The sequence below is a fragment of the Geomicrobium sp. JCM 19055 genome, assembly GCF_000698185.1.
Lineage (GTDB): Bacteria > Bacillota > Bacilli > Bacillales > Marinococcaceae > Geomicrobium_A > Geomicrobium_A sediminis.
Genome location: NZ_BAXL01000035.1, coordinates 1 through 24,648 on the forward strand (window position 1 = coordinate 1; position 24,648 = coordinate 24,648).

The following is a 24,648-nucleotide window of genomic DNA, read 5'->3' on the forward strand; positions in this document are numbered from 1 at the left end:
CAAGAGCGAGGTGGTGTGTAGCAAGAGCGTGGTGGCGTGGTGCAAGAGCAAGATAACGCAGAGCAAGAACATCCTCCTCAAAAAGCCCCTCCAAAGCTTTCACTTTGGAGGGTATCGAACCCGCACTGATGACTAGGCTTGCACTGGTGCTGCTGGTTGTTTTCGTTTTCGGATCCATTGGATTAGGAAGATCGTTACGAGAATGATGACTCCTACTGCATCGGTTAATAGTGCAGGGTGTAAGAAGAGTAAAGCGCCACCTGCCATAAACAAGCGGGAGATGACATTCATGGAATATAGCAAATAGCCTTCTGCGGCGATGCCGAGCATTAACACACCAATTGCAGCGGTTATGATGACGCCGATGGACTCTGTAAATGTTGTATCCATTAACAACAACTCATTGTTGTAGACGAACATAAATGGCACGATAAAGCCTGCGATTGCGAGCTTCATTGCCATAAAACCTGTTCGCATCGGACTGCCACCTGATAAGCCGGCAGCGGCGAAGGCGGCTAGAGCGACCGGTGGCGTAATGTTTGCAAAGATGCCAAAGTAGAACACAAACATGTGTGCAACGATCGGTTCAATGCCTAGTTGGACGAGTGCAGGTGCGGCCATCGTTGCGGTAATAATATATGCTGGAATACTTGGCATACCCATGCCGAGTACGATACATGCGACCATCGTAAACAATAAGGTTAAGAACAAGCTCTCGCCACCGATGGAGACGATTGCGTTTGCTAAATTTAAGCCAAAGCCAGTAATGTTAGCGACTCCGACAATAATTCCGACGGTTGCACAGGCAATGGCAACACTCACCGTTGTGCGTGCACCGTTTTCTAGCGCGTCAATAAAGTCTTTGAAACTCATTCGTGTTGATTTTCTTAAAAAGCTAATAAGAATCGTGACAATAATGGTCCACGCGGCAGAGTAAATGACTGTTGTCCCGCTAAAGAAAAGCATGTAAACCAAAAAGACAATTGGGAGCAGTAAGTGGCCCCGTTCTTTTAACACTTCTTTGATGCTCGGTAATTCACTTTTAGGAATGCCAGACAAGTCTAGCTTTGTTGCTCGCAAATGCACTTGAGCAAGAATTCCTAAATAAAAGAGCAATGCTGGTAAAATCGCAATCAAGATAATGTCGGTATAAGGCACACCGAGCGTTTCTGCCATAATAAAAGCGGCGGCTCCCATAACTGGAGGTAAGATTTGTCCTCCGACAGAAGCTGAAGATTCTACAGCTCCAGCGAAATTACGGTTGTACCCAATCTTTTTCATGAGAGGGATTGTAAATGCGCCTGTTGTGACGACATTTGCTATAGCCGAACCATTGATACTTCCCAAAAATCCACTCGCAACAACGGAAACTTTTGCAGGTCCACCTTTTGCATGACCGGTGAGAGCGAGCGCTAAATCATTGAACAGTTGACCCATTCCAGATTTCGCTAGAAAAGCTCCAAACAAGATGAATAGAATGATATATGTGGCTGATACTCCGATTGCCGTACCGAGAATTCCTTCAGTTGTTGTGAAAAGTTGATTAGAAATTGCATCCCAGCTGTACCCACGGTGACGAAAGATGCCAGGAAGATCTCGACCAAATAGAGCATACACAACAAAGAGTGATGCAAGGATCGGTAAAGCCCAACCCGTTACCCTTCTGCCGGCCTCAAATACAAGAATGATGAGCAAAGTGCCAAATAGAACATCAAGAGTACTCGGCAATCCTCCACGCGTCACAATTTCAGTGTAATTTACAAATAGATAGATCGTTGAAGCACAGATAAAAGGGCAAGTAGCATGTCATACCAAGGTAATCGATTGCGAGCTGCGCCTTTTGTTGCCGGGAACAATAGAAAGACGAGTACGAGAACGAATGAAACGTGTAGAGCGCGGTGCACAAGTACGTAAACGGGTGGTCCTGTAAATGCAGTAATGAGGTGATATAGTGAAAAAGTCACCGCGATGATCGTAACGAGTAAAGTGATACGATTGTTTAAGAAGACCCGAAATCGAGATTCACTATCATACTTTTCTAGAAGCTCTTGTTGTTCTTGATCGAGTGCTTCTGTGTTTTTAGATTGGCTCATAATAGCCCCCTTTCATAAACGATGGTGTACGAGCAGTTCAATCGATTCATGATGAGGTAACTGCTGTGTATGAATCAACAAGTTTCATTTACGTACCAAGTAAAAGTAGCATCGTGGGAATGAAACCACTGGTACGAATCAAACGACTCATTCAGCTCGGATAAGACGATGTAACCGTCTTCAATACTTGTCGTACCGCGACCATATGGAGAGACGCCTGCACCAAATGATTGAAATCGTGTTTTGTTGAGCGTCAGTTTCCCTCGTTTGTTGATCGTAAAGTATTCTTCCCAAGGGGTTTTTTTCTACTGAATGAATCCATGAAAGTTTTAGCTCATCGTCTTCGCTTAGTTGTTGAATTGTGAACGTTTCTTTTGTTATCGCATGCCGGATCTCAATGAATAATGTTGTTTGTGCAGAACCGGCAAGGAGAATGCAGCAGAGTAGTAGCAAGAACGGCTTCATATGAATTACTCATCTAGAAGTCCTTGCTCTTGAAAGTAACGTTCAGCTCCAGGATGAAGGGGGATGTTCACACCTTCTTGAAAATGCTCAATCTCAATGTCTGTAGCTGCTTCATGTGAACTTTGGATGGTTTCTAAATTGTCGTAGAAAAGGCTCGTTAATTCATACACTTCGTCATCTGATAGTGAAGGATTAGGGACGAGTAAATTCGTAATAGATGGAGTTGAAATGTCTTCTTCATTGTCGTATGTTCCAGCTGGTACCTCGTCTTCGATAAAGAACGGGTACGTATCGTTTAAATAATTCATCGCGTCATCATCGATTGGCACGACTGTTACATCATGAGTACTTGCAAGATCCATCGCCGCGGAGTTAGGCACACCGCTCGTAACAAATGCCGCATCTAGCATGCCATTTCTCATCTGATCGATCGCTTCACCGTACGGCAAATAGTCAGCAGAGATATCATCGTAGGTCATATCATGTGCTTCAAAAATCATTCTGGCATTCAGCTCTACACCCGAATTTGCATCCCCGACAGCGACACGTTTGCCTTCTAAGTCCTCAAACGATTCAATTCCAGAATCAGTCGTTGTAATGACTTGAACGACGTTTGGATATAACCCAGCAATGGCAACTAAGTTGTCTTGTGGATCTTCCCCTTCAAATGCACCAAATCCCTCGTACGCTTGTTCTACAGTATCGGCCATAACAATCGCAAGTTCAGCCTGATCACTCTGCAAAAGGTTCACATTTTCAACGGAAGCTCCTGTGGCTTGGACGGAAACGTCATGACCAGCATCACCATACACATTCGCCATCGCCCCGGCAATGGGATAATAAACACCTGATGTTCCTCCTGCTGCAATGGTTACAAATAAATCCTCGCTGCTTTCTACCCCATCGCTAGAATCACTACAGGCACCCGCCACTAGTGCAAAACTAGTCAAAACACTTCCTAAGATGATTGTTTTTTTCATCTTGACTCCTCCTTCATACATCGATGGTTATGTATATGACGAGCCGTACAAACTATGAAAAACAAAAAAAGCTGCCTTTAAAAGGCAACTTTTGTAATGTGGTTTATTTAGTTGTTGAAATCGTCAGTAATTGCCCCTTTGGCAGCAGACGATACTAGGGCAGAGTATTTTGCTAGGACACCTTTTTTTGTAGCGAAGTTCAGGTGCTGTCCAGTTGTTAAGTCGAGCCTTAAGTTCTGACTCTTCGACTTCCATTTGAAGAAGTTGTTCATCACTATCAATCGTAATGATATCTCCGTGTTGCAAGAGGCCAATCGGTCCACCGACTTGTGCTTCAGGAGCAGTATGTCCAATAACAAAACCGTGGGAACCTCCAGAGAAACGTCCGTCTGTGAGAAGGGCAACTTTACCGCCAAGTCCTTTTCCGACGAGCATGGCCGTAACTGAGAGCATTTCAGGCATTCCTGGTCCACCTTTAGGACCGACATAACGGATGACAAGAACGTCTCCTTCTTCAATTTCATTGTTCATAATGGCTTTCGTTGCAGCGTCTTCACTATCAAATACTTTCGCTGGTCCTTGGAATTTCGTTACTTGTAGACCAGACATTTTGGCAACGGCACCTTCTGGAGCGAGGTTACCACGAAGAACAACGAGCGGTCCGTCTTTCTTCTTCGGATTATCCATCGGTAAGATGACGTCTTGACCTTCGTGTAAATCTTCTGCTTCTTCAAGGTTTTCAGCAAGTGTTTTACCTGTGACGGTTAGGCAGTCACCGTGGAGAAGTCCTTCTTTAAGAAGCATCTTCATCACTGCAGGTACACCACCGACGTTGTTCAAGTCTTGCATAACGTAACGACCGCTTGGCTTCAAGTCTGCAAGGTGAGGAACGCGGCGTCGAACAACTTCAAAGTCATCAATTGATAAATCAACACCAACCGCATGCGCCATCGCTGTTAAATGTAAGAACGCGTTCGTTGAACCACCGAGTGCCATGACGACTGTGATCGCGTTTTCGAACGCTTCTTTCGTCATAATGTCACTTGGATAGATGTCCTTCTTAAGAAGTTCTATGACGCTTCACCTGCGCGTGTACATTCTTCTTCTTTCGCTCCAGCAATGGCTGGAGTTGAAGATGAACCAGGAAGTGACATACCCATCGCTTCAACGGCTGATGCCATTGTGTTTGCTGTGTACATTCCTCCACAAGCACCAGCGCCTGGACATGCATGACATTCAACTTCATGCAATTCTTCATCTGTAATTTGACCGACTTGGTGTTGACCGACCGCTTCAAATGCTGAGACGATATCAAGGTCTTTGCCGTTTAACTTTCCAGGTTGAATCGTTCCACCGTACACGTACACAGAGGAACATTCAAGCGACCCATTGCAATTAAACAGGCAGGCGTGTTTTTATCACAGCTACCCACTGCGACGAGCGCATCTAAACGTTCTGCGTTCATCACGGTTTCAATCGAGTCAGCGATAATTTCACGACTAGGGAGGGAGAAGAACATGCCTTCGTGTCCCATACCGATGCCATCAGAGACTGTAATCGTGTTGAAAATTAACGGTGCGCCCTCTTTAGAAGCACCTTCTTTAGCAGCAATTGCAAGCTTGTCCAAATGCATGTTACAAGGCGTTACTTCAGCCAAGCGCTTGCGACACCGATCATTGGTTTTTTGAAATCTTCATCTTCAAACCCTACAGCTCGAAGCATCGCACGGTTCGGTGCGCGGTTAGGGCTCTCACTAATCACGTGAGAACGGATGCGCAAATCTTTGTTATTTTCCATTTTCAAACAATCCCTTCTCCTGTAAAACCTAATTATAATTTCGCGAATAATGGCACTTATAACACGAATGTTCTTTTATTTTAGCTGAAAAGTGTCACTTTTTGTAGTACTTTACTGAAGAAAAGACGCATTGACAGAAAATTAAATTTGTATACAATTATATTATAATACGTCACCAACTGAACTGAGGTGATTTTGCACTAAAAGGAGAATGGTTGTGAACAATTTATCGAAGCGTTTATCAGCAGCTGACGTCGCTTATGAGACGTTAAAAGAACGCATCATTGAGTTACAGTATGAGCCGGCAGAACACCTTCTTGAAGATCAGTTGTCAAAAGACCTTCAGATTAGTCGTACACCGCTTAGACAAGCGTTGTACCGATTAGAACTTGAAGGCCTTGTGAACAAACAATCAAACGGAAGAATGTATGTTGCGCCTGTAACATTAGAAGAAGCAAGAGAGGTTTTTGTCGTACGAGAATTAATGGAAAGTCTCATTGCAAAAGAAGCGGCGACCGAACTTACTCAAGATGATGTTTATGCACTTGAAGACACGATTGCTTTAATGAAGCGTGCAGCTGAGCTAAACCGTTCACAAGATTTCATGAAACATAGTGGTGACTTTCATGAGATTATCCAATCAAAGAGTACCAATCAAACAGCCAAGCGTTTTTTACAACAATTGGAGAACAAAGTCGAACGGTACCGAAGAATTAGCGGGTACAGTAATCCTGACTATGCACTCGAAACTCCATTAAACGAACACGTAAAAATTTTACGCTACCTAAAAGAGAAAAGTAGTGGAGAGGTAGAAGAGCTCATGCGTGCACATATTCGAAGAAGCTTGAAGACGATTGAAGAAACGATTGAACACTCATCTTCATATTCAACGTAAAAGAGGTGTAAGTATGAAAGATCAAACAGTAATCCCTGGTTTAGATGGAGTCATAGCGACAGAAACTGACGTGTCTTATTTAGACGTAGAGCAAGAAGAAATTGTCATTAAAGGTTATGATTTAATTGAGCTTTCTGAAAAGATTACGTACATCGAACTTGCTCACTTACTCTTTGAAGGAAAACTACCGAATAAAGATGAAGAGGCAAAGTTTGAAAGCGCTTTAAAGAAAGAGTACGCATTACCAGATGAATTTCTATCCATTTATAACAACTTGCCAAAAGACATGAACGCAATGGACGCTTTGCGAACAGGAATCTCGGCACTTGGAAGTTTGATCCACTCTTAGAAGACCGCTCAACGAGCGCGAATCGAGAGAAGTCTCTTCGCCTTTTAGCGAAAATACCAAATATTGTTGCGAATAGTTATCATAAGCTGACGGGGGCAACGCCTGTTGAGCCACGAGAAGATTTGCCGTTTAGTAGCAATTTCTTGTACATGATTACAGGTAAGGTTCCAACCGCATTGGAAGCAGAAATCTTTGATCAATCATTAATGGTGTATAGCGAGCATGAAATGCCGAACTCGACATTTACCGCGCGCGTGATTGCGTCAACGCAAGCCGACATTTATGGTGCGTATACGGGCGCAGTCGCTTCACTTAAAGGGAGCTTGCACGGCGGTGCAAATGAAGCGGTTATGTATTTGCTTTTGGAAGGTAAAACCGTTGATGGCTTGGAAACGTTACTCTTTGAAAAGCTTAAAAACAAAGAACGGATTATGGGATTCGGTCATCGCGTCTATATGAAGAAGATGGACCTCGCGCAACGTTAATGAAAAAAAGCGCTGAAGCGACTAGCGAAAGACCGTGGAAGAGAAGATCTCGTCGAGATGTGTCAGCGCGGTGAAGATATTTTACGAGAAGAAAAGGGCTTATATCCGAATCTCGACTACTATGCAGCACCGGTTTATTATTTATTGAACATTCCAATTCCACTTTATACGCCAGTGTTCTTTGCAGCGAGAGCGGTAGGTTTAGGTGCACACGTCATTGAGCAACACGACAACAACCGCCTTTATCGTCCGAGAGTAAAATACACGGGTCCAAGAAACTTACATCCTTAGGAGGAACGAATATGAGTACAGATATTAAAGCAAATGAAAAACCACTCGTAGATGAATTGTTGTTACAAATTGCAGATTATGCAGTTAATGCAGAGATTTCAAGTGAGGAAGCACTAAAGACATCGAAGTTAGTCGTTATGGATTCACTCGGCTGTGCGTTTTTAGCTCTTCGTTATCCAGAGTGTACGAAGCATTTAGGTCCAATCGTACCTGGTACGGTCGTTCCAAATGGTGTGCGTGTACCGGGGACGCAGTTTGAATTAGATCCGGTGCAAGGTGCGTTCAACATTGGCACGCTCATTCGTTGGCTCGATTACAACGATACGTGGCTTGCAGCGGAGTGGGGACACCCATCGGATAACCTTGGCGGTATTTTGTCCGTTGCCGATTACATTAGCCGTACACGCGTTGCGAAAGGTCAAGAGCCATTGACGATGGAAGATGTATTAAAAGCTGCAGTAAAAGCACATGAAATTCAAGGTGTGCTTGCACTTGAGAACAGTATGAACCGTGAAGGTCTTGATCACGTCTTGTTCGTGAAAATTGCGTCGACTGCTGTTGTTACAGCAATGCTTGGCGGAACAGAAGCGCAAGTCGCGGACGCCGTTTCACAAGCGTGGATTGACAATTCGAGCTTACGTACGTATCGCCACGCACCAAATGCTGGTTCGAGAAAATCATGGGCAGCAGGGGACGCAACGAGTCGTGCTGTACGTTTAGGTCTCATGACGATGAAAGGCGAAATGGGCTATGCAAGTGCGTTAACTGCACCGAAGTGGGGATTCCAAGACGTACTGTTTGGTGGAAAAAACCTTACGCTCGGTCGTGAGTTCGGAAGTTATGTCATGGAGAACGTACTATTTAAAGTAACGTTCCCTGCAGAATTCCATGCACAAACATCTGCTGAAGCAGCTGTCACGTTACACCCTGAAATCAAAGATCGTCTAGATGAAATTCAAGAAGTGAAAATTACGACTCATGAGTCAGCAATTCGTATTATTGATAAAACCGGTCCTCTTCATAACCCAGCAGATCGTGATCATTCCCTTCAGTACATTACGGCGATTGGTCTCATCTACGGAGAATTAACTGCAGATCATTATGAAGATGACATTGCGAAGAATCCAGAGATTGATGCGTTGCGTGAAAAGATGTACACCGTTGAAAACGAACAATATACAAAAGATTACCTTGACCCAGATAAACGCTCAATTGCAAACGCAGTACAAGTCATTTTTAAAGATGGCAGTAAGACAGAAGAAGTAGCGGTTGAGTATCCAATCGGTCACCGTCGTCGTCGCGAAGAGAGTATTCCGTTACTTGAAGAGAAGTACAAAGATACGTTGTATACACGTTTCCCAAGTACACAAGCGGAAGAACTCGTAGCGTTATTTAATGACCCGAACTTTAACGATATTCCGGTTCACGAATTTATGGAGAAGTTCACAATATAGGGGGAAAACATGAGCTGGGTAGTAAACGAACAGAGCAGTCAACAACAACTCGCAGAACGTTTCTTGAAACTCGTGAAAGAAGATTCGATCTTGCAAATTCCAGGCGCACATGATGGAATGAGTGCGCTAATGGCGAAGAAGTCAGGGTTTGAAGCACTTTATTTATCCGGTGCAGCCTATACGGCAAGCCAGGGGTTACCAGACGTCGGTTTCATTTATTCAAATGAAATTGCAGACCGAGCGAGAGAGCTTATTCGCGCAACGGATTTACCAGTGCTCGTAGACATTGATACGGGTTACGGTGGGGTTATCAATGTAGCAAGAGCAGCAAAGGAAATGCTTGAAGCAGGTGTTGCGGCCGTTCAAATTGAAGACCAGGCGTTACCGAAGAAGTGTGGTCATTTAAACGGGAAGCAACTCGTCTCAACGGAAGATATGACAGCGAAGATTAAAACGTTAAAAGAAATTGCACCATCACTTGTAGTTGTGGCAAGAACGGATGCAAAAGCGGTTGAAGGGCAAGAGGCAGCATTGAAACGAATTGAAGCCTATGTTGAAGCAGGCGCCGATGCCATCTTCCCAGAAGCCTTAATTAATGAAGAAGATTTTCAGTATTACGGAAGTAAAATCAATGTGCCATTGCTTGCGAACATGACGGAGTTCGGGAAAACACCTTATTATAGTGCAGTGAAATTTGAAGAACTCGGTTTCTCAATGGTGATCTATCCAGTCACTTCAATGCGCGTGGCAGCAAAAGCCTATGAGCGTGTTTTCCGTGAAATTCGTGAAAAGGGAACACAAAAAGATCATTTAGAGGAAATGCAAACGAGAGCAGATCTTTATGATACGATTCAATACTATGATTATGAGAATTTAGATGAGCAAATCGCCAAAACGGTTCTTCCTGTAGAAGGGAAAGAGCAACGATAAGATTAGGTTAACCACTTCGCGCGTTACGTGCGGAGTGGTTTTCTTATTTTTCCTCTGAAAGAATGTTCATAATCTGTTATAATTATAGTGTTTGGCTCCTATGGAGTACAATGACATCACTGCAAGATGTACATTCGGAGGGAAAACGATGAGTAAGGATTATCGTGTATTACTATATTACAAGTATGTGGACATGCCTGATTACGAAGAGTATGCCGCAGAACATCTGCGTTTTTGTAAAGAAAATGAATTAAAGGGACGTATTATTGTCGCTCCAGAAGGCATTAACGGTACGGTCTCAGGTACAGTTGAACAAACAGAGCGTTATATGAATTACGTGAAGCAAGACCCGAGGTTTGAAGACCTTTGGTTTAAAATAGACGAATCAGATGAGCACACATTTAAGAAAATGTTCGTTCGTCCGAAACAAGAATTGGTTACATGGCGCTTAGATGATGAGATTGATGACAATCCAAATCATCTCACTGGGCAGTATTTAAGTCCAAAAGAATTCCACGATGCGCTTTTAGATGAAGATACAATTGTAATTGATGGGCGTAACGATTACGAGTATGAAATTGGTCATTTTCGTAATGCAATTAAGCCAGGTGTTCAGTCTTCAAGAGAATTTCCTGAGTGGATTGATGAGAACTTAGAAGAATATAAAGATAAACGAGTGATCACGTACTGTACAGGCGGCGTTCGCTGTGAGAAGTTGACAGGTATTCTAATGAACAAAGGTTTCAAAGACGTCGCACAACTTCACGGCGGTGTTGTGAACTACAGTCAAGACGAAGAAGTGCAAGGTCGTTTATGGGACGGTAAGCTGTACGTGTTTGATGAGCGGATTTCGATTCGAGCAAATCATACGGACGAAGATGTTGTGATTGCATCGTGCCATCATTGTGGCACGACGGAGGATCGTTACATTAACTGTAGCAACCCTGAGTGCAACCGCCAGTATGTATGTTGCACAGAATGCGAAGAAAAGCATGAAGCGGCATGTACGACAGAATGTCGTGAGCACCCACGTAATCGCTGGCCGAACATTAAAGAAACGTATGCAGACAAGAAGGCTCAATAAGGGGAGACTAGCTGAATGGACGTTTTTGAGGCAATTCAAACACGTAGAAGCATAGGCAAAGTAGATCCACATGAGATGGTTGATAAAGAAACATTAGAAAAAGTGCTTGAAGCAGGCAATTGGGCTCCGTCTCATTATAAGACAGAGCCGTGGAAGTTTTTCGTTCACACAGGTGAAGGGCGGCGAGCGCTTGGGCGAGTGCTTCGTGAGATTCAACGTGAGAAGATTGATGGAGAACCTGACGAAGAACAACTTGAGAAGCTAGACAAGACGGTTGAAAAGCCGTTTCGAGCACCAATTGTCATTACGATTGCTGTTGAACCGAGCGAGAAAGAAAAAGTGATTGAGATTGAAGAGTACGCAGCCGCTCATGCTGCTGCTCAGAACATGCTACTTGCGGCACATGCCCTTGGGTTAGGAGCGATTTGGCGTTCCGGTAAACCGATGTACCATGATAAAGTGCGAGAGTTTTATAACTTAACAGAGCGTGGTAATGTTGTTGGCTTCATTTATTTAGGATTTCCTGCAACAGTGAAAGACCGACTTGCAGAGCGGAATCCTCACGAAGCGAAAACGGTCTACATCCATGAAGATATTGATCGCATCAATGAGTAATTCAAGAAACGGCCATTCCGGTCGTTTCTTTTTTTGTGTGAGTTCATTCCATTGACAATCTAGAACACAATCCGCTAGCATTAAAACTAATCAGTTTTCATAAAACTAAAGAGTAATCTATAAATGTGAGGGTCGTCGTGAAAGATAAAATTATTGTAGAAGCGTTAAAACAGTTTTCTAGAGAAGGCTATTATGCGACGTCTGTACAGACGATTGCAGAGAACTGCGGTATTTCAAAAGCATCTTTGTATAAATATTTCTCATCAAAAGACGATCTACTTATGCAAGTGTTTGATTATAACTTGAAGCAAATGTTCATCCGAACGACTACGTATAAAGCTGATGAATCCCTTTCTAAAAAGGAACAGCTTGTTGATAAAATTGTTCTTGAGCTCGACGTTGCGAAGGATCACCGACCGTTTGCCAATCTCGTTTTTCAAGCCATTCCTCAAAAGAAGACGAGTGAAATTATGATCATGGTTAAACGGACGAAAGCGTTACTAATGAACTGGCATTTTACGAGTTTGAGAGATGCATACGGAGAAGAAGTGAATGACTACATTTGGGACCTTGTTGTCATGTTCCAAGGAACACTCCGAGAATACTCTCATTTGATGGTCGATGATCATAAGCCCTTCATTCTAAGGAGGTGGCACAACAAGTCGTTGACATGATCGATTGTGTCGTCCAAAGAGGGGGTCATCTTTTTCCCCTCTTAACGAAGGAAGTTATGCACGATTATGAACAGTTTAGAGAAGAAGAAACTGTCGCGAGTGTAGAAGAACAAGTGCGAGAATGTTGCGCACAAATTCGTCATCAAGTTGAACAAAAATGGACGCGTAAACAGAAACAACAAGTGTTTGCAGCCCTCGACCACTTTGAGAAAGAAGTGATGGCAAAAGAGCCAAAGCTTTACTTATTTGAAGCATTAGGTCGCTATTTAACGAGCGAAGTCCCGGTTTCAACGGAACTTGATCGCTTGCGGAAACTGATTGAGATCAATGGGAACTCACCGAATGATCACTTAGATGTTACTAAAGAAAAGAAGGAATAAGATGAGTACAACCACAAATGTAAGATCGATGGTCGCAATTTTACTTGCGGCCGCTTTTATGGCGATATTAAACCAAACGCTACTAACGACCGCATTGCCACACATCATGCGAGATTTTCAAATTAGTGCAGACCTTGGACAATGGGTGAATTCAGCGTTCATGCTCGTCAACGGTGTGATGATTCCAATCACTGCCTTTTTAATTGAAAAATACACAACGAGGCGACTGTTTTTCGTTGCAATGGGATTGTTTGCGATCGGAACACTCGTCTGTGCGTTAGCACCATCATTTTTAACGCTCATTGCAGGACGTGTTATTCAAGCCGCAGGGGCAGGCATTATGATGCCTTTAATGCAAACTGTATTGCTGCTTATTTTTCCGGTTGAACGACGTGGATCTGCGATGGGATGGTAGGTCTTGTCATTGCTTTTGCGCCTGCGATCGGACCGACCTTATCTGGTTGGCTCGTTGAAAGTCACCATTGGTCGATATTATTCTGGATCATCTTGCCACTTGCGTTGATTACAATCTTCGCCGCTTGGCTCAAACTGGAAAACGTTTCGACGTTGAATAATCCAAAGCTTGATATTACATCGATTATTTTATCGTCGTTCGGTTTTGGTGGAATTTTGTATGGATTTAGTTCAGCGGGGGCATCAGGGTGGTTAAATCCAGTCGTTCTCGTCTCAATTATCGTAGGGATCGTAACACTTGTTCTATTCATCGTGCGTCAACTACGGTTAGCGCAACCGATCCTAGAGTTTCGAGTGTTTCAATATCCAATTTTTACATTGACGACGATTATCGGGATGATTGTATTTATGTCGATGATCGGTTCACAAACAATTCTTCCAGTGTACATGCAAGACATGCATGATTTCACTGCATTTGAAACAGGCCTAATGTTATTACCAGGTGCTGTATTAATGGGGATTATGTCGCCGATTACAGGACGTATCTTTGATAAGATTGGTGCTCGAACTCTTTCGATTTTAGGTCTCTTTTTAGTGACAGCAACCACGTTTTTATTAACGCAGTTAACGACAGAGACGACCTTTCTTTATTTGACGATTGTGTCCACAATTCGCATGCTCGGGATCGCTCTTTGTATGATGCCAGTCACAACGGCAGGTATTAACGTACTGCCTAATCGTTTAATTCCTCACGGTACAGCGATGAACAATACGATGCGTCAAGTTGCTGGTGCTGTAGGAACGGCGTTGCTCGTAACCATTATGACTCAAGCAGCCATTTCACCGGCTGATGCGGGTTCTATGGAGGGTGCAGTTCGAGGAGTGAACATGGCGTTTTTATTCGCGGGAATTTTATCTTCTCTAGGTTTCCTACTTTCGTTTATGATTAAAAGAAAGAAACAGACAGTCACGGATTCAATGAATGAATAAGAAGTAACAAAGTTTGGAGGTCGTAGATGGTCGAGAACACAAGTTTAAAGAAAGCGCCGATTGTAACGGTTTTACTTATCGGTTCTTTCGTTGCCATATTAAATCAGACGCTCTTAACGACGGCATTGCCTCATCTCATGACGGACCTATCGATTAATGAGAATGAAGCACAGTGGGTGACAACGGTCTTTATGCTCGTAAATGGGATTATGATTCCCATTACCGCATTTCTCATTGAAAAGTTCTCAACGAGAAAACTCTTTTTAACCGCAATGAGTTTATTCGTTCTTGGAACACTTGTCTGTGCTTTATCTCCGTCTTTTGAAATGCTCATGTTAGGTAGAGTTATTCAAGCTTCCGGCGCAGGTATTATGATGCCACTCATGCAAACATCATTTCTTTTGTTGTTTCCAATTGAAAAACGGGGAAGTGCAATGGGACTAGCTGGACTAGTGATTGCCTTTGCACCTGCCATTGGACCGACCCTGTCTGGTTGGCTCGTAGAACAATACCATTGGTCGATTCTTTTTTGGGTCGTCTTGCCGATTGGCGTCCTGAATACGATCCTCGCTTACATATTCTTAAAGAATATCGCGACGCAACGAGAAGCGAAGCTCGACATTCGTTCCATCGTCTACTCGACACTTGGGTTTGGGGGATTGTTGCTCGGGTTCAGTAGTGCAGGGGACGGGGTATGGCTACAAGCGACGGTTATACTGCCGATGATCATTGGGGTTATCACGCTCGTTGCCTTTATTAGACGACAACTGCTTTTAAAACAACCGATCTTAGAGTTTCGAGTGTTTAAGTCGAGAATATTCATGTTTTCTACGATGATTAGCGTGATTGTCTTTTTATCGATGATTAGCACCGCGACAATTCTACCAATTTATATGCAAAATATGAACTCATTTGATGCGTTTGAATCGGGTTTGATTCTGTTGCCAGGAGCTATATTGATGGGAATGATTTCGCCAATTGCAGGAAGAATTTTCGACCGAGTCGGTGTACGATATTTAGCGATTCCAGGTTTGTTTTTAATTTTTATTTCGTCATTAATGTTCATTGATCTTGATGGTCAAACGTCTGCGCTATATCTAAGTATCGGTTATGCGATTCGTATGGTCGGTACGGGGATGGCGATGATGCCTGTGACGGCGGCTGGAATAAATGATTTGCCGCATGTGTTGATCCCTCACGGCGCAGCGATGACAAACACGATGCGTCAAGTCGGGGCATCGATTGGTACGGCAATCTTCGTAACAATCATGACAACAGCAGCGGTGGATACCGTTGCGGATGAGACGACTGCACTTATTATTGGTGTTAACACGAGCTTTATTGTTGCATCAGTGCTTGCGTTGATCGGTTTTATTCTCACTTTGTTTTTACGCAGTAAACCACGGTCCGAGTAACTCGAACCGTGGTTTTTTGTATTAATTAAGTTTGCGGTAATTGCCTTCAAAATAAACGAGTGGATCGATCTTTTCTGGATCTTTAATGTTAAGGTTCGTAACCTCACCGATAAAAATCGTATGATCTCCTGCCTCTACTTTGTTGTACGTTGAACAAATAAGTTGAACCATTGCGTCTGGAATGACAGGTAATCCGTCAAGGTCTGCAAAGGCGAAGTTTTCTTTGCCTGGTAACTGTTTTGAGAAGATTTTAGAAATATCTTCTTGTGATTGATCTAGAATGTTCACGGCAAATTTGTTCGCATCTTTTAGCTTTTGGAACATTGTAGCCCGGTGGTCAACCGATACTGCAATTAACTTCGGTTCTAATGAAATGGACATGAATGCATTTGCAGTCATTCCATGAGTTTCAACACCATTCTCTGTCGTTACAACGGTAATTCCGGTCGTGAACTTTGCCATTGCACGACGGAAAAGATAATCATCCATATGTGCCACTCCTTTTTCTCTGACGGGTAATCTATATCATTAACTTATGATAAAAAGTAAAAAAAAGTACGATGCAAAGAGATGCATCTCATTAATTTTAGCAAGAGTTTTTGATTCTCGCTAACAATTCGCTCATATTCAAACTGAAGTTTGAAAAGAATGATTATTTAAGAAAGCGGTTTAAATCGAGTCTTTCGCTATATTCTAAGAGAAATCTAATGTATGATAAAACGAGGACATGTAAAGGAAAGGATGAAGGTCATGCCTAGCACAAAGTTAACATCATTTTTAAACAGTGGACTTAACGAACTTAAAGATAAAGGTCTATACAATGTGATTCACCCACTTGAGGGTGCAAATGGACCGAAGATTCAACTTGAAGGTAAAGAGCTTATAAACTTGTCATCAAACAACTATTTAGGTCTTGCTACAGATGAACGTCTAAAGGAAGTTGCTAAAGATGCTGTTACAAAGTATGGCGTTGGTTCTGGAGCGGTTCGTACGATTAACGGTACGTTGCAGCTTCACGTTGAGCTTGAAGAGAAGCTTGCGAAGTTTAAGCATACAGAAGCAGCAATTGCCTATCAGTCTGGTTTTAACTGTAACATGGCTGCGATTTCAGCAGTTATGAATAAAAACGATGCAATTCTTTCAGATGAATTGAATCATGCTTCGATTATTGATGGATGTCGTTTATCAAAAGCGAAGATTATTCGTTACAACCACAGTGATATGGAAGACCTTCGTCAAAAAGCAAGTGAAGCGGTAAAAGAATACGAGAAGGTTATGGTTATTACAGATGGTGTCTTCTCCATGGACGGCGACGTTGCGAAGCTTCCTGAGATCGTAGACATTGCAGAAGAATTTGATCTAATTACGTATGTTGACGATGCACACGGTTCTGGTGTTTTAGGTGAAGGAAAAGGTACGGTTAAGCATTTCGGACTTTCAGATCGCGTGGACATGCAAATGGGTACGTTGTCGAAAGCGATTGGTGTTGTTGGTGGTTACGTTGCAGGAAGTCAAGCGCTCATCGATTGGCTTAAAGTCCAATCACGTCCGTTTTTATTCTCTACTTCTCTAACGCCTGCAGATATCCGTGCGAGTATTGAAGCGATTGATATTTTGTCTGAGTCTAAAGAGCTTCAAGAACGACTTTGGGAGAATACAAAGTATCTACAAGAAGGGTTAAAGAAGCTAGGTTTTAGCGTTGGAGATACAGAGACACCAATTACGCCAGTAATTATTGGTGATGAGCAGAAAACTCAACAATTCAGTAAGCGTCTTATGGAAGAAGGCGTTTATGCGAAATCAATCGTATTCCCGACGGTTCCTCGTGGGACAGGGCGTGTAAGAAACATGCCAACAGCGGCTCACACGAAAGAAATGCTCGATGAAGCACTTTCTGTGTATGAGAAACTTGGAAAAGAACTAGACGTATAATAGCGGAACAACGTTTAAATAAAGGGGGAAGACAGCGCAATCGTTGTGCGCTGTCCAATGAGCATGAAACGGATTTTATTAACTGGGGCACTTGGTCAGATCGGCTCAGAGTTAACGACAACTCTGCAGCATAAATATGGCGTTGATAATGTCATTGCCACCGATATTCGATATAGTGATGGAGCATTTGGAGAGGGTGCGCGGTTTGAAACGTTAGACATTATGGATGGGAATCGCTTGAATGAACTTGTGAAGAATAACAACGTGGACACGATCATTCATCTTGCGGCGATGTTGTCTGCGAATGCTGAGCATCATCCACAACGTGCATGGGAAATTAACATGACAGGGCTAATGAACAGTTTAGAAGTTGCTCGTGAACACGATTGCAAGTTCTTTACTCCGAGCAGTATCGGTGCTTTTGGTCCTTCAACCATTAAACAAAGTACACCACAAGTTACTGTTCAACGCCCAACTTCAATGTATGGCGTAAGTAAAGTAGCAAGTGAACTGTTATGTGATTATTACTATACGAAGTATGGGCTTGATACACGTGGTCTGCGTTTTCCTGGGCTAATTTCTTATTTAACACCACCAGGCGGTGGAACGACAGATTATGCAGTGGACATTTATTATAAGGCTGTTGAAGAAGGAAGCTATACGTCGTTCTTAAGTGAGGGCACTTACTTGGATATGATGTATATGCCAGATGCCATTCAAGCTACCGTAGATTTGCTTGAAGCGGACCCAAGTCAATTAAAGAATCGCAACGCTTACAATGTAACAGCGATGAGTATTGAACCGGAAATGATCGCTGCTGAAATTAAAAAGCATATTCCAGACTTTACGTTATCGTATGATGTTGATCCAGTACGCCAAGGAATTGCTGATAGTTGGCCAGATGCTATTGATCCAACGGCAGCAAAAGAAGAATTTGGATTTTCACCATCATATGATTTAGAGAAGATGACGAAAGATATGCTTGAGAAAGTTCAAAAGTAATGAACGCAAAGAAACCGTAAGTGAGAGACAACGCTCTTTTCTCACTTACGGTTTTTCATTGTGTTCAATTACTTCATAGCCGTTATTATAGACATCAACAAAAGAAATAACTTCTTCAACGTACCAATCGGCGCGATTGTATGCAAACAACGCTTCTTCAATGTCACCATCATCTGCACCGTTCGATGATAAATACCTAGCGGCTGCAAAAATCGCATCTTCATGATTCCAAGGATCGGCGACGCTTTATTACGCACGTCCATTCCATATCCGCCATGTTCAGCAATAAGGTCTGGGTCTGTTAATTCTTCATTTGGAATGGCACCTGCACCATTGCCTTCACACGTTGGGTGGCTCCATCCAAACCAAGTACAAGGCATAAATTGCATCGGTCCTTCAGCTCCAGCAGGTGAAATCATAGGGTCCATCGTTGAGAATCGTGTTTCCACTCGGTGGACGGCAGCAAGAAGTTCCCAAGGGATATCGTATTCATCTGCAGCTTCTTGATAGATTGGCATATATTCAGCCGGAATTTCATTGTTTGCAATTCCTGACAGTCGTCCATTTAAAAGCTTGTCCAGTTCATTTTCAGTAAACATAGAGCTAACGAGATAAAACGCTCCAATGCCAATTGCGGCAATGAAAAAAACACTTGCGAACAAGCAACCGAATAACTTTCGTTTCTTTTTCTGTTTCGCTTTGCCCATGTTAAAAATCCCTCACTTGCCTAACCATTTCGATGTCACTTATCCATCATAGCGTTAAAGTGAGAAGTTTGTCTATCGTTAGATTATTCATCGGTAACTTCTACTTCATGGACAGGCATCGAATGCATGCCACGCGCAGTTACGTGAGGTTGAATAGAGTAGGTAGTATCCTTTTCTTGAAATGCGAGTTCGGCTTCATAAATGCCATCTGCACTGTGTTCAGCTGGTATCATCGCACTGTTTTCTTTGTTTCCTTCTGTCCATACTTCAATGATAACTTCATTTGCATCTTCAACGGGTTCGTCTTCTTGAGTAACTTCGACTTGTAGCGTCCACTCTTCATCTAGTGTTGCAGTTGTATCATTTAGAACCTCGACGTTGATCGGCTCTGTTGAGAGCGTTAACTCTTGTTCTTCTTGATTTGAATTGCAAGCAGAGAGTAAGAAGCTGGCGCCAACGAAAATGAGCATACGACGCTTCATAACATCACCTCATCGTTATCATATCTTATGATGTTCCAAAAAGAAAACCTAGCCTGATAACGTTCAAAAGACCGTCACGATTCTAGTTGAATGAACGTCTCCATTGTCTGATCACAACGACTTATCTACTTATTTATCGAATTATAAAAGTAGTTCTATTGTTTTGATTTATAGCGAAGCGTGTTTACGTAGAAGTTTTGTCGGGTAGTTCTACATGTAAGGAGATGATAGCAATGGCAGCACCAGTATTTAAAGAATTTATGAATGACGATGAAGCAGTAAAAGCAGTCGACGAATTAAAGACTAAAGTAGATGAAGATAACATTTATATTTTGACACATGATGATGATCATACGAAGCGCGTTGCAAACCGTGCCGATGCAAACACGGTTGGTGCAAGTGAAACAGGCATTACGACTTCGGTAAAGAATGTTTTTCGCAAAAAAAGGCGATGAACTACGTGCCAAGTTTGAAGAACTCGGCTTCTCAGAAACAGAGGCGAATAACCTTGAATCAGAACTAGATAAAGGTGCTGTAATTGTCGTTGTAAAAGACGCACCTGCAGGAATTACCCTTTAATAAAAAATCCCCCTTAACCGCTTATACATAGCAGTTAGGGGGATTTTTAGGTTGCTTTACAAACAGCATTAATGAGCAAGTCTAGCTTTTTCTCCATGCGATGAAGCAAATAAAAAGCGACGACTGCAGCAAATCCATGGTTGAAAACAAGCGTTAACCATTCTTCCATAAGAACGTCCTTTCTTATGACGTTTGTTCAGGTTCAAATACAGTTTCAACAGTTCTTGTTACATACCTCGCGTCTACAATCGTTACTAAATCACCGCCAGTTGAAGTGAAAACATCCGCTTGGATGAGTTCATTCATACTCGTTTCGACATCTTCTGCTGTAATTGTCGGAGATGGATCTGGAACGGCGATGGTTGTGATTCTTTCTTCTTGATTTCGAAAGCGTAATTCTAAAACAGTAGTCATCAATTATTCCTCCTTATTCCATGTTTTCTAATTGAAGTAGGTCGTAATCATTGCGACGAATAGCTCTACGAAGCGGGAAGTCGCTTAAGCTTGCGATTGCGCGTACCGATTTAAAGACACGCTCGTCTGTTGCAGTAGACTTGATGTTTTGAAATCTACGGCTTAGGAATACATCATTCCCTTCAAGATCGTACCCTTGCAAGAAACTGAGTTCGACAACAGTGTTTCCTGGTTGCATCTGATCACCTCCTTTCATTAGATAAGTCTTAGACAAATCCAAAAAAAGGGGAGGCAGAATTATAGTTTTTTTTGAAAAAACTTCATTATGATAAAGGATAGAGAAGAAAAGGGGAATGACAGGTGGGTAATCAACAGCAAGTTGTACTTGGGGTCATAGGTTCATTGTTGGCATACTTTATTTGGGGGTTATTGCCACTCTATTGGAAATTAACCGAAGAGGTAGGAGCGCTTGAAACATTAGCGCACCGTGTCGTTTGGGCTTTGTTATTTATGCTCATTTTGCTAATTATAACGAGACAACTACAAGCTACAACGAAAGAAATCCGCTTGATTTTCAAAAAGCGAAAAACGGCAATTGCCATTACAGCCGCTGCTGTATTCATATCAATCAATTGGTTCGTTTTTATTTTTGCAGTTAATAGTGATCGGGTTATTGAAGCGAGTCTAGGTTATTACATAAATCCATTAATGAATGTCTTGCTTGCGACTGTATTTCTAAAGGAGAAGTTGTCACGTAATGAAATAATTGCGGTTGCTTTTGCTTTTGTTGGGGTTGTTATTATGACTGTGTATTATGGGTATTTTCCTTGGGCAGCATTCGTGTTGGCACTTAGCTTCTGTATTTATGGATTAATTAAAAAGCTCGTTCCGATCGGTGTATTAACGGGTTTGACGATTGAACATTGTTAGTAGCTCCATTTGCACTGATTTATTTGTTTTACGTGTATACATTTGGTGAAAGTACAGCTTCTTATACGCAATCACCAACACTCACATTGATTCTACTCGGTTCAGGTATTGCGACGGCGTTGCCATTGCTTTTGTTTGCGTATGGTGCAAAACGCATCACGTTTTCTGTGATCGGCATCTTACAATACGTCGCTCCAACATTGATGCTTATTATCGGCGTCTTTATCTTTCAAGAACCGTTTAGTAGTGTTCAGTTCATGTCGTTTGTAATGATTTGGCTAGGTTTACTCATTTTTACGACAAGTCGTATGCAGTCGACGTTGCGCCTTCGTAAACAACACGCAGAAAGTTTATAGCATCAAAAACGGAAGAGTATTCGACTCTTCCGTTTTAGTTATTAGCTTGTCTTTTTGCGAGCCGCTTGTCGGTCAAATGAGATTTGAAAATCTGGGGAACTACTGTGGCCCTGGAACTTGCGTCGTGCAGCTTTTAGCTCTGCTTCTAAAGCATTGAAAATACGGTCGAGATGTTCCTCGGAGTAATCATAATTATTCCGGTTTGATAAATTTCCGATTAAACGGATTTTCTTTACAGTCTCTTCAGTACGTCTTTTTGCAATGCGTTCGAATTTGGAGAGTTTGTCTTCCATGGGCTTGTACCCCTTTCAATATCGTTTCCTTAATTCTAAATAATTCACAGGTAGAAATAAATTATAATTTGTAACTAATAATATGAATTTTTAATGTTTTTTTTGTCGAATTCATGTAGATTTTACCGATTTAGCTAGTAATCGAAAGTAATTGGGTAAAAAGATCTAATGAAAAATAAAACAAAACGAGTGCACAACCGAACATAACAATTCGCATCACGTGTTCGTTAATAAGGTTTCTTGAAAAGTGAACGGTGAAGGCAATGTTTAAATTCCAAAGGATCACACCTGTAATAATCAATGCACTATAAAGAATTGCCTGAGCCAATGTCGTATCATTCATAAGCGTCGTTAATGTCGAACCGAAAATGCCGAACCAAAAAACAAAATTTAACGGATTAAAAATGGCAATTGCAAAACCTGTCCAATACGAAGAGCCTGCTGTTGTGCGTGTGTGTAATTGCTGAAGCACATTCCCTCTAAATACGGCGAGCAACGTGGTAATTGATAAGTAAACGAGTAGCGATCCACCGATAATAATAATAATCATTTGTACGAATTTCTGTTCAATGAAATGGGACAGTCCAAAAAAAATAACAACGAGGAAAATTAAATCAGCGGTCATTGCGCCTAAGCCTACGAGCCATGAAGGTAAAAACCCACCACTAATGCCACGCTTAATCATTTCAATGTTAACCGGACCAACAGGTGCAGCTAAACTTACACCGAGTATCAGCATCTTAAACACCATTAATACTTCCATCGTTTGTCCACCTCATTGCACTATATGTTCCGAGAACTTGTCTATACATAAATGATTAAAATCATCGTACATATATATCATTGTCTGCACGTGAGAGGAGGACTTGGCATTCGTCTTGAATTACTCGAAGATGTAGAGCGCTATTATGAGAACGTTTTTAAAAATCAAGATGATTGGGCAAAAGATCAATTTCGGAGATTTTGCCATGATTTATTAAGTGAAACCGATCCGTTTCCATGTGTGCTCGGAGTGCAAGGTTTAAAAATGGGTGAGCTTGAATTTACATTTGTGCCAAAATCAGATCAAAATTATGAAAAATTAGCGGGTGAGCTCTCGAACTATGCGAGAACGAGTCGCACGTACGGTCGGAATACATCGTTTGTTGCTTTTTTTGAGCCGGATGAAGGCGTGGATTCTTTGGAGCAGTATGAAAAGCGTTTTTGGAACGTATTAAATCAGCTTCATGGCTTTGACAATCAACCTTGGCCAAATGATATACCGAAGCATCCAGATGATGCCTTATGGGAATTTTCGTTCATGGGTGAACCGATGTTTGTTGTGTGTAATACTCCGGCTCATCAAAAACGGAAAAGTCGGCATGCGAATACGTTTATGATTACGTTTCAACCCCGCTGGGTGTTTGAAGACATTAACGGCAATACGAAAAGGGGGCGTCATATTCAAGATATCGTAAGAAGTCATTTATATTCGTATGATGACGTATTACCCCACCCGTCATTAAAATGGTACGGCGAAAAAGGATCACACGAGTGGAAGCAATATTTTTTTGTACGATCATAACGAGCCGATGGAAATGAAGTGCCCGTTTCACATGAAAGGAGACAATATGGAAACAAAAATTCAGCAGAACTTCGGTGGAAAGATGCCTCAAGTAATAGAAGAATTGTTACCTAAAGGGAAAACTGGAAGTGTTGAAGTACAGCGCGATTTACCATACAAAGCTCATAAACAGCATACCCATCCGAACGATGAAGTGTTGCACATTGTTGCAGGTTCGTTGACGTTTACCATTGATAATGTTGAGTATGAATGCGGTGAAGGAGATCGAATTTCTTTACAAAAAAAACTCACTGCATAGTTCAGTTGCAGGCCCAGAAGGTTGTACGTACATTATCTCTGTATTAGATTAACAAATCTTTTCAGCATGAATGTTCGTCTTCTCATTCATACTACGGATGGGAGGAGAGGATTCTATGCAACAACAACCATTCAATCAAAATCAAGCTCAAGCTGGAAGCGTCAATATGAACCATGGTGGTCATGAGCTGTTTGATGCCCACGAAATGTTGGCCACAACTGTGAATGTGCTAGATCAGTATATGATTTTCAGGCCGTATGTGAAAGACCAGCAACTATTGTCGATTTTAGACCATCAATACGGGTATATTACGACCCAATACAATCACATGGTTGAAGCATTTTCTACTGGTCAAAAGCCGACAACATCAATTGGGCCATATGAAATGGATGCCTCAACGGATGTAACGTATGGCATTACACCGAGTCAGCCAAAAAAAGCCTAACGCAAACCTTTCTGAAGTAAAAGAAACGGGAATTTCTGCTCACATGCTAGGTTTAATTAAATCGACGTCTTCGTTGTTTGCAATGGCAGCACCGGAAGTGACACACCCTGTATTTCGACGCGTAATTGCTGACAGCATTCCTGATTGGATTGAAATGGCGTATGAAATCTTCCTGTACCAAAATAAGCACGGTTATTATCAAGTACCAAAGCTACAGCAAGCGGATATGACAGCGATGTTGAATAGCTTTACGACGAGCTCGACAAATATTAAAACGAGCACCACGCATCTGCATTAACGCACTGGGGGACAGTCCCCCGATGCGTTAATTAGAT

Annotated in this window: 30 protein-coding genes and 4 pseudogenes; 20 read left to right on the forward strand and 14 right to left on the reverse strand. The window is 42.2% G+C overall.

All coding sequences use genetic code 11. From position 1 onward, the window contains the following. Positions 1 to 132: 132 nt before the first annotated feature. The 6 genes and pseudogenes from JCM19055_RS21450 to ilvD all read right to left on the reverse strand — a co-directional run bounded on the left by JCM19055_RS21450 (position 133) and on the right by ilvD (position 5,335). Positions 133 to 1,728 (reverse strand): TRAP transporter permease, encoded by a 1,596-nt coding sequence (locus JCM19055_RS21450; RefSeq protein ID WP_370543268.1) that lies wholly within the window; start codon positions 1,726 to 1,728, stop codon positions 133 to 135. Between the two features lie 29 nt (positions 1,729 to 1,757). Next, on the reverse strand, positions 1,758 to 2,093 hold the full coding sequence (locus tag JCM19055_RS32475; protein WP_370543269.1) for a hypothetical protein: 336 nt from the start codon (positions 2,091 to 2,093) through the stop codon (positions 1,758 to 1,760). Positions 2,094 to 2,167: 74 nt separating this feature from the next. Then, on the reverse strand, positions 2,168 to 2,368 hold the full coding sequence (locus JCM19055_RS32480; protein ID WP_081833891.1) for a DUF1850 domain-containing protein: 201 nt from the start codon (positions 2,366 to 2,368) through the stop codon (positions 2,168 to 2,170). Continuing rightward, a complete protein-coding gene (locus tag JCM19055_RS21455; protein WP_042361259.1) occupies positions 2,274 to 2,558 on the reverse strand; it encodes a hypothetical protein in 285 nt (94 codons plus the stop codon). Before JCM19055_RS21455 ends, JCM19055_RS32480 begins: the two co-directional genes overlap by 95 nt. Before the next feature lie 5 nt (positions 2,559 to 2,563). Continuing rightward, a complete protein-coding gene (locus JCM19055_RS21460) occupies positions 2,564 to 3,538 on the reverse strand; it encodes a TAXI family TRAP transporter solute-binding subunit (protein ID WP_042361261.1) in 975 nt (324 codons plus the stop codon). A gap of 107 nt (positions 3,539 to 3,645) precedes the next feature. After that, positions 3,646 to 5,335: pseudogene (gene ilvD, locus JCM19055_RS21465) on the reverse strand (dihydroxy-acid dehydratase). Between the two features lie 217 nt (positions 5,336 to 5,552). Here ilvD and JCM19055_RS21470 point away from each other — a divergent pair. From JCM19055_RS21470 to JCM19055_RS21515, 11 genes and pseudogenes are all read left to right on the forward strand, one after another. Further along, complete coding sequence (locus tag JCM19055_RS21470; RefSeq protein ID WP_370543270.1) at positions 5,553 to 6,230, forward strand: GntR family transcriptional regulator; 678 nt, start codon at positions 5,553 to 5,555, stop codon at positions 6,228 to 6,230. Between the two features lie 13 nt (positions 6,231 to 6,243). Continuing rightward, on the forward strand, positions 6,244 to 6,579 hold the full coding sequence (locus tag JCM19055_RS32485) for a citrate/2-methylcitrate synthase (RefSeq protein WP_370543271.1): 336 nt from the start codon (positions 6,244 to 6,246) through the stop codon (positions 6,577 to 6,579). Between the two features lie 62 nt (positions 6,580 to 6,641). Further along, a pseudogene (locus JCM19055_RS32490) lies at positions 6,642 to 7,355 on the forward strand (citrate/2-methylcitrate synthase). Positions 7,356 to 7,366: 11 nt separating this feature from the next. Beyond that, the gene (locus tag JCM19055_RS21480; RefSeq protein WP_042361265.1) at positions 7,367 to 8,809 is read left to right on the forward strand and encodes a bifunctional 2-methylcitrate dehydratase/aconitate hydratase; all 1,443 of its coding nucleotides are present in this window, start codon (positions 7,367 to 7,369) and stop codon (positions 8,807 to 8,809) included. Between the two features lie 9 nt (positions 8,810 to 8,818). Further along, positions 8,819 to 9,739 carry a methylisocitrate lyase gene (prpB, locus tag JCM19055_RS21485; RefSeq protein ID WP_042361267.1) on the forward strand — a complete coding sequence of 307 codons (921 nt, stop codon included), beginning with the start codon at positions 8,819 to 8,821 and terminating at the stop codon, positions 9,737 to 9,739. A gap of 148 nt (positions 9,740 to 9,887) precedes the next feature. Continuing rightward, positions 9,888 to 10,823: a rhodanese-related sulfurtransferase gene (locus JCM19055_RS21490; RefSeq protein ID WP_042361268.1), complete on the forward strand. Its 936-nt coding sequence runs from the start codon at positions 9,888 to 9,890 to the stop codon at positions 10,821 to 10,823. Positions 10,824 to 10,838: 15 nt separating this feature from the next. Further along, a complete protein-coding gene (locus JCM19055_RS21495) occupies positions 10,839 to 11,438 on the forward strand; it encodes a nitroreductase (RefSeq protein ID WP_042361269.1) in 600 nt (199 codons plus the stop codon). Positions 11,439 to 11,575: 137 nt separating this feature from the next. Then, entirely contained in the window at positions 11,576 to 12,112 is a 537-nt protein-coding gene (locus JCM19055_RS21500; RefSeq protein ID WP_193745544.1) for a TetR/AcrR family transcriptional regulator, read from the forward strand. Continuing rightward, positions 12,088 to 12,492, forward strand: coding sequence for a hypothetical protein (locus tag JCM19055_RS21505; RefSeq protein WP_042361271.1), 405 nt, complete (start codon positions 12,088 to 12,090; stop codon positions 12,490 to 12,492). The genes JCM19055_RS21500 and JCM19055_RS21505 overlap by 25 nt, the downstream gene beginning before the upstream one ends. A 1-nt stretch (position 12,493) precedes the next feature. Then, positions 12,494 to 13,896 (forward strand): annotated as a pseudogene (locus tag JCM19055_RS21510) (DHA2 family efflux MFS transporter permease subunit). 26 nt (positions 13,897 to 13,922) lie between these two features. Beyond that, on the forward strand, positions 13,923 to 15,311 hold the full coding sequence (locus JCM19055_RS21515; RefSeq protein ID WP_042361273.1) for an MDR family MFS transporter: 1,389 nt from the start codon (positions 13,923 to 13,925) through the stop codon (positions 15,309 to 15,311). 21 nt (positions 15,312 to 15,332) lie between these two features. Here the strand turns inward: JCM19055_RS21515 and JCM19055_RS21520 are convergent, their stop codons facing one another. Further along, positions 15,333 to 15,800, reverse strand: coding sequence for a flavin reductase family protein (locus JCM19055_RS21520; RefSeq protein WP_042361274.1), 468 nt, complete (start codon positions 15,798 to 15,800; stop codon positions 15,333 to 15,335). Between the two features lie 261 nt (positions 15,801 to 16,061). On the opposite strand from JCM19055_RS21520, the gene JCM19055_RS21525 reads away from it, so the two are divergent. Together JCM19055_RS21525 and JCM19055_RS21530 are read left to right on the forward strand one after the other, a co-directional pair. Then, a complete protein-coding gene (locus JCM19055_RS21525; RefSeq protein WP_042361275.1) occupies positions 16,062 to 17,243 on the forward strand; it encodes a glycine C-acetyltransferase in 1,182 nt (393 codons plus the stop codon). A 63-nt stretch (positions 17,244 to 17,306) separates the two neighbouring features. After that, positions 17,307 to 18,245: an NAD-dependent epimerase/dehydratase family protein gene (locus JCM19055_RS21530; protein ID WP_042361307.1), complete on the forward strand. Its 939-nt coding sequence runs from the start codon at positions 17,307 to 17,309 to the stop codon at positions 18,243 to 18,245. A 68-nt stretch (positions 18,246 to 18,313) separates the two neighbouring features. On the opposite strand, the gene JCM19055_RS21535 is transcribed toward JCM19055_RS21530, so the two are convergent. Further along, positions 18,314 to 18,952 carry a transglycosylase SLT domain-containing protein gene (locus JCM19055_RS21535; protein WP_052366647.1) on the reverse strand — a complete coding sequence of 213 codons (639 nt, stop codon included), beginning with the start codon at positions 18,950 to 18,952 and terminating at the stop codon, positions 18,314 to 18,316. Positions 18,953 to 19,035: 83 nt separating this feature from the next. Next, the gene (locus tag JCM19055_RS21540; protein WP_042361277.1) at positions 19,036 to 19,434 is read right to left on the reverse strand and encodes a FixH family protein; all 399 of its coding nucleotides are present in this window, start codon (positions 19,432 to 19,434) and stop codon (positions 19,036 to 19,038) included. Positions 19,435 to 19,667: 233 nt separating this feature from the next. Here JCM19055_RS21540 and JCM19055_RS21545 point away from each other — a divergent pair. Continuing rightward, positions 19,668 to 20,013, forward strand: a pseudogene (locus JCM19055_RS21545) (general stress protein). Positions 20,014 to 20,059: 46 nt separating this feature from the next. On the opposite strand, the gene JCM19055_RS25975 reads toward JCM19055_RS21545, so the two are convergent. From JCM19055_RS25975 to JCM19055_RS21555, 3 genes are read right to left on the reverse strand one after another with little or no spacing between them, the layout of a single operon-like run. Then, positions 20,060 to 20,182: a YvrJ family protein gene (locus JCM19055_RS25975; RefSeq protein ID WP_081831896.1), complete on the reverse strand. Its 123-nt coding sequence runs from the start codon at positions 20,180 to 20,182 to the stop codon at positions 20,060 to 20,062. Positions 20,183 to 20,196: 14 nt separating this feature from the next. Further along, on the reverse strand, positions 20,197 to 20,427 hold the full coding sequence (locus JCM19055_RS21550) for a DUF2922 domain-containing protein (RefSeq protein ID WP_042361278.1): 231 nt from the start codon (positions 20,425 to 20,427) through the stop codon (positions 20,197 to 20,199). A 13-nt stretch (positions 20,428 to 20,440) separates the two neighbouring features. After that, positions 20,441 to 20,665, reverse strand: a complete 225-nt coding sequence (locus JCM19055_RS21555; protein ID WP_042361279.1) for a DUF1659 domain-containing protein — start codon at positions 20,663 to 20,665, stop codon at positions 20,441 to 20,443. Positions 20,666 to 20,787: 122 nt separating this feature from the next. Between JCM19055_RS21555 and rarD the strand changes: the two genes are divergently transcribed. Together rarD and JCM19055_RS30755 are read left to right on the forward strand one after the other, a co-directional pair. After that, positions 20,788 to 21,357, forward strand: a complete 570-nt coding sequence (gene rarD / locus JCM19055_RS30750; protein WP_265182452.1) for an EamA family transporter RarD — start codon at positions 20,788 to 20,790, stop codon at positions 21,355 to 21,357. Beyond that, a complete protein-coding gene (locus JCM19055_RS30755) occupies positions 21,351 to 21,713 on the forward strand; it encodes an EamA family transporter (RefSeq protein ID WP_265182453.1) in 363 nt (120 codons plus the stop codon). Before rarD ends, JCM19055_RS30755 begins: the two co-directional genes overlap by 7 nt. Before the next feature lie 41 nt (positions 21,714 to 21,754). Here JCM19055_RS30755 and JCM19055_RS21565 read toward each other — a convergent pair whose 3' ends face one another. Both JCM19055_RS21565 and JCM19055_RS21570 read right to left on the reverse strand, forming a co-directional pair. After that, positions 21,755 to 22,006 carry a hypothetical protein gene (locus JCM19055_RS21565; RefSeq protein WP_042361281.1) on the reverse strand — a complete coding sequence of 84 codons (252 nt, stop codon included), beginning with the start codon at positions 22,004 to 22,006 and terminating at the stop codon, positions 21,755 to 21,757. 130 nt (positions 22,007 to 22,136) lie between these two features. Continuing rightward, a complete protein-coding gene (locus JCM19055_RS21570) occupies positions 22,137 to 22,769 on the reverse strand; it encodes a LysE family translocator (RefSeq protein WP_042361285.1) in 633 nt (210 codons plus the stop codon). A gap of 51 nt (positions 22,770 to 22,820) precedes the next feature. On the opposite strand from JCM19055_RS21570, the gene JCM19055_RS21575 reads away from it, so the two are divergent. From JCM19055_RS21575 to JCM19055_RS30765, 4 genes are all read left to right on the forward strand, one after another. Next, positions 22,821 to 23,570, forward strand: coding sequence for a YqcI/YcgG family protein (locus tag JCM19055_RS21575; RefSeq protein WP_052366648.1), 750 nt, complete (start codon positions 22,821 to 22,823; stop codon positions 23,568 to 23,570). A gap of 46 nt (positions 23,571 to 23,616) precedes the next feature. Beyond that, positions 23,617 to 23,868, forward strand: coding sequence for a cupin domain-containing protein (locus JCM19055_RS21580; RefSeq protein ID WP_265182454.1), 252 nt, complete (start codon positions 23,617 to 23,619; stop codon positions 23,866 to 23,868). A gap of 115 nt (positions 23,869 to 23,983) precedes the next feature. Further along, a complete protein-coding gene (locus tag JCM19055_RS30760; protein ID WP_265182455.1) occupies positions 23,984 to 24,313 on the forward strand; it encodes a hypothetical protein in 330 nt (109 codons plus the stop codon). Beyond that, positions 24,279 to 24,611 carry a spore coat protein gene (locus JCM19055_RS30765; protein WP_265182456.1) on the forward strand — a complete coding sequence of 111 codons (333 nt, stop codon included), beginning with the start codon at positions 24,279 to 24,281 and terminating at the stop codon, positions 24,609 to 24,611. Before JCM19055_RS30760 ends, JCM19055_RS30765 begins: the two co-directional genes overlap by 35 nt. Positions 24,612 to 24,648: the final 37 nt, after the last annotated feature.

Excerpts from the sequence above, each read along its gene's own strand:
- JCM19055_RS32475 (WP_370543269.1), bottom strand. The coding sequence starts at position 2,093 with ATGAGCCAATCTAAAAACACAGAAGCACTCGATCAAGAACAACAAGAG.
- JCM19055_RS21455 (WP_042361259.1), bottom strand. The coding sequence starts at position 2,558 with ATGAAGCCGTTCTTGCTACTACTCTGCTGCATTCTCCTTGCCGGTTCT.
- JCM19055_RS21460 (WP_042361261.1), bottom strand. The coding sequence starts at position 3,538 with ATGAAAAAAACAATCATCTTAGGAAGTGTTTTGACTAGTTTTGCACTA.
- JCM19055_RS32485 (WP_370543271.1), top strand. The coding sequence starts at position 6,244 with ATGAAAGATCAAACAGTAATCCCTGGTTTAGATGGAGTCATAGCGACA.
- JCM19055_RS21480 (WP_042361265.1), top strand. The coding sequence starts at position 7,367 with ATGAGTACAGATATTAAAGCAAATGAAAAACCACTCGTAGATGAATTG.
- prpB (WP_042361267.1), top strand. The coding sequence starts at position 8,819 with ATGAGCTGGGTAGTAAACGAACAGAGCAGTCAACAACAACTCGCAGAA.
- JCM19055_RS21490 (WP_042361268.1), top strand. The coding sequence starts at position 9,888 with ATGAGTAAGGATTATCGTGTATTACTATATTACAAGTATGTGGACATG.
- JCM19055_RS21495 (WP_042361269.1), top strand. The coding sequence starts at position 10,839 with ATGGACGTTTTTGAGGCAATTCAAACACGTAGAAGCATAGGCAAAGTA.
- JCM19055_RS21515 (WP_042361273.1), top strand. The coding sequence starts at position 13,923 with ATGGTCGAGAACACAAGTTTAAAGAAAGCGCCGATTGTAACGGTTTTA.
- JCM19055_RS21520 (WP_042361274.1), bottom strand. The coding sequence starts at position 15,800 with ATGGATGATTATCTTTTCCGTCGTGCAATGGCAAAGTTCACGACCGGA.
- JCM19055_RS21525 (WP_042361275.1), top strand. The coding sequence starts at position 16,062 with ATGCCTAGCACAAAGTTAACATCATTTTTAAACAGTGGACTTAACGAA.
- JCM19055_RS21530 (WP_042361307.1), top strand. The coding sequence starts at position 17,307 with ATGAAACGGATTTTATTAACTGGGGCACTTGGTCAGATCGGCTCAGAG.
- JCM19055_RS21535 (WP_052366647.1), bottom strand. The coding sequence starts at position 18,952 with ATGGGCAAAGCGAAACAGAAAAAGAAACGAAAGTTATTCGGTTGCTTG.
- JCM19055_RS21540 (WP_042361277.1), bottom strand. The coding sequence starts at position 19,434 with ATGAAGCGTCGTATGCTCATTTTCGTTGGCGCCAGCTTCTTACTCTCT.
- JCM19055_RS25975 (WP_081831896.1), bottom strand. The coding sequence starts at position 20,182 with ATGGAAGAATGGTTAACGCTTGTTTTCAACCATGGATTTGCTGCAGTC.
- JCM19055_RS21550 (WP_042361278.1), bottom strand. The coding sequence starts at position 20,427 with ATGACTACTGTTTTAGAATTACGCTTTCGAAATCAAGAAGAAAGAATC.
- JCM19055_RS21555 (WP_042361279.1), bottom strand. The coding sequence starts at position 20,665 with ATGCAACCAGGAAACACTGTTGTCGAACTCAGTTTCTTGCAAGGGTAC.
- JCM19055_RS21565 (WP_042361281.1), bottom strand. The coding sequence starts at position 22,006 with ATGGAAGACAAACTCTCCAAATTCGAACGCATTGCAAAAAGACGTACT.
- JCM19055_RS21570 (WP_042361285.1), bottom strand. The coding sequence starts at position 22,769 with ATGGAAGTATTAATGGTGTTTAAGATGCTGATACTCGGTGTAAGTTTA.
- JCM19055_RS21575 (WP_052366648.1), top strand. The coding sequence starts at position 22,821 with ATGATTAAAATCATCGTACATATATATCATTGTCTGCACGTGAGAGGA.
- JCM19055_RS21580 (WP_265182454.1), top strand. The coding sequence starts at position 23,617 with ATGGAAACAAAAATTCAGCAGAACTTCGGTGGAAAGATGCCTCAAGTA.
- JCM19055_RS30760 (WP_265182455.1), top strand. The coding sequence starts at position 23,984 with ATGCAACAACAACCATTCAATCAAAATCAAGCTCAAGCTGGAAGCGTC.
- JCM19055_RS30765 (WP_265182456.1), top strand. The coding sequence starts at position 24,279 with ATGGCATTACACCGAGTCAGCCAAAAAAAGCCTAACGCAAACCTTTCT.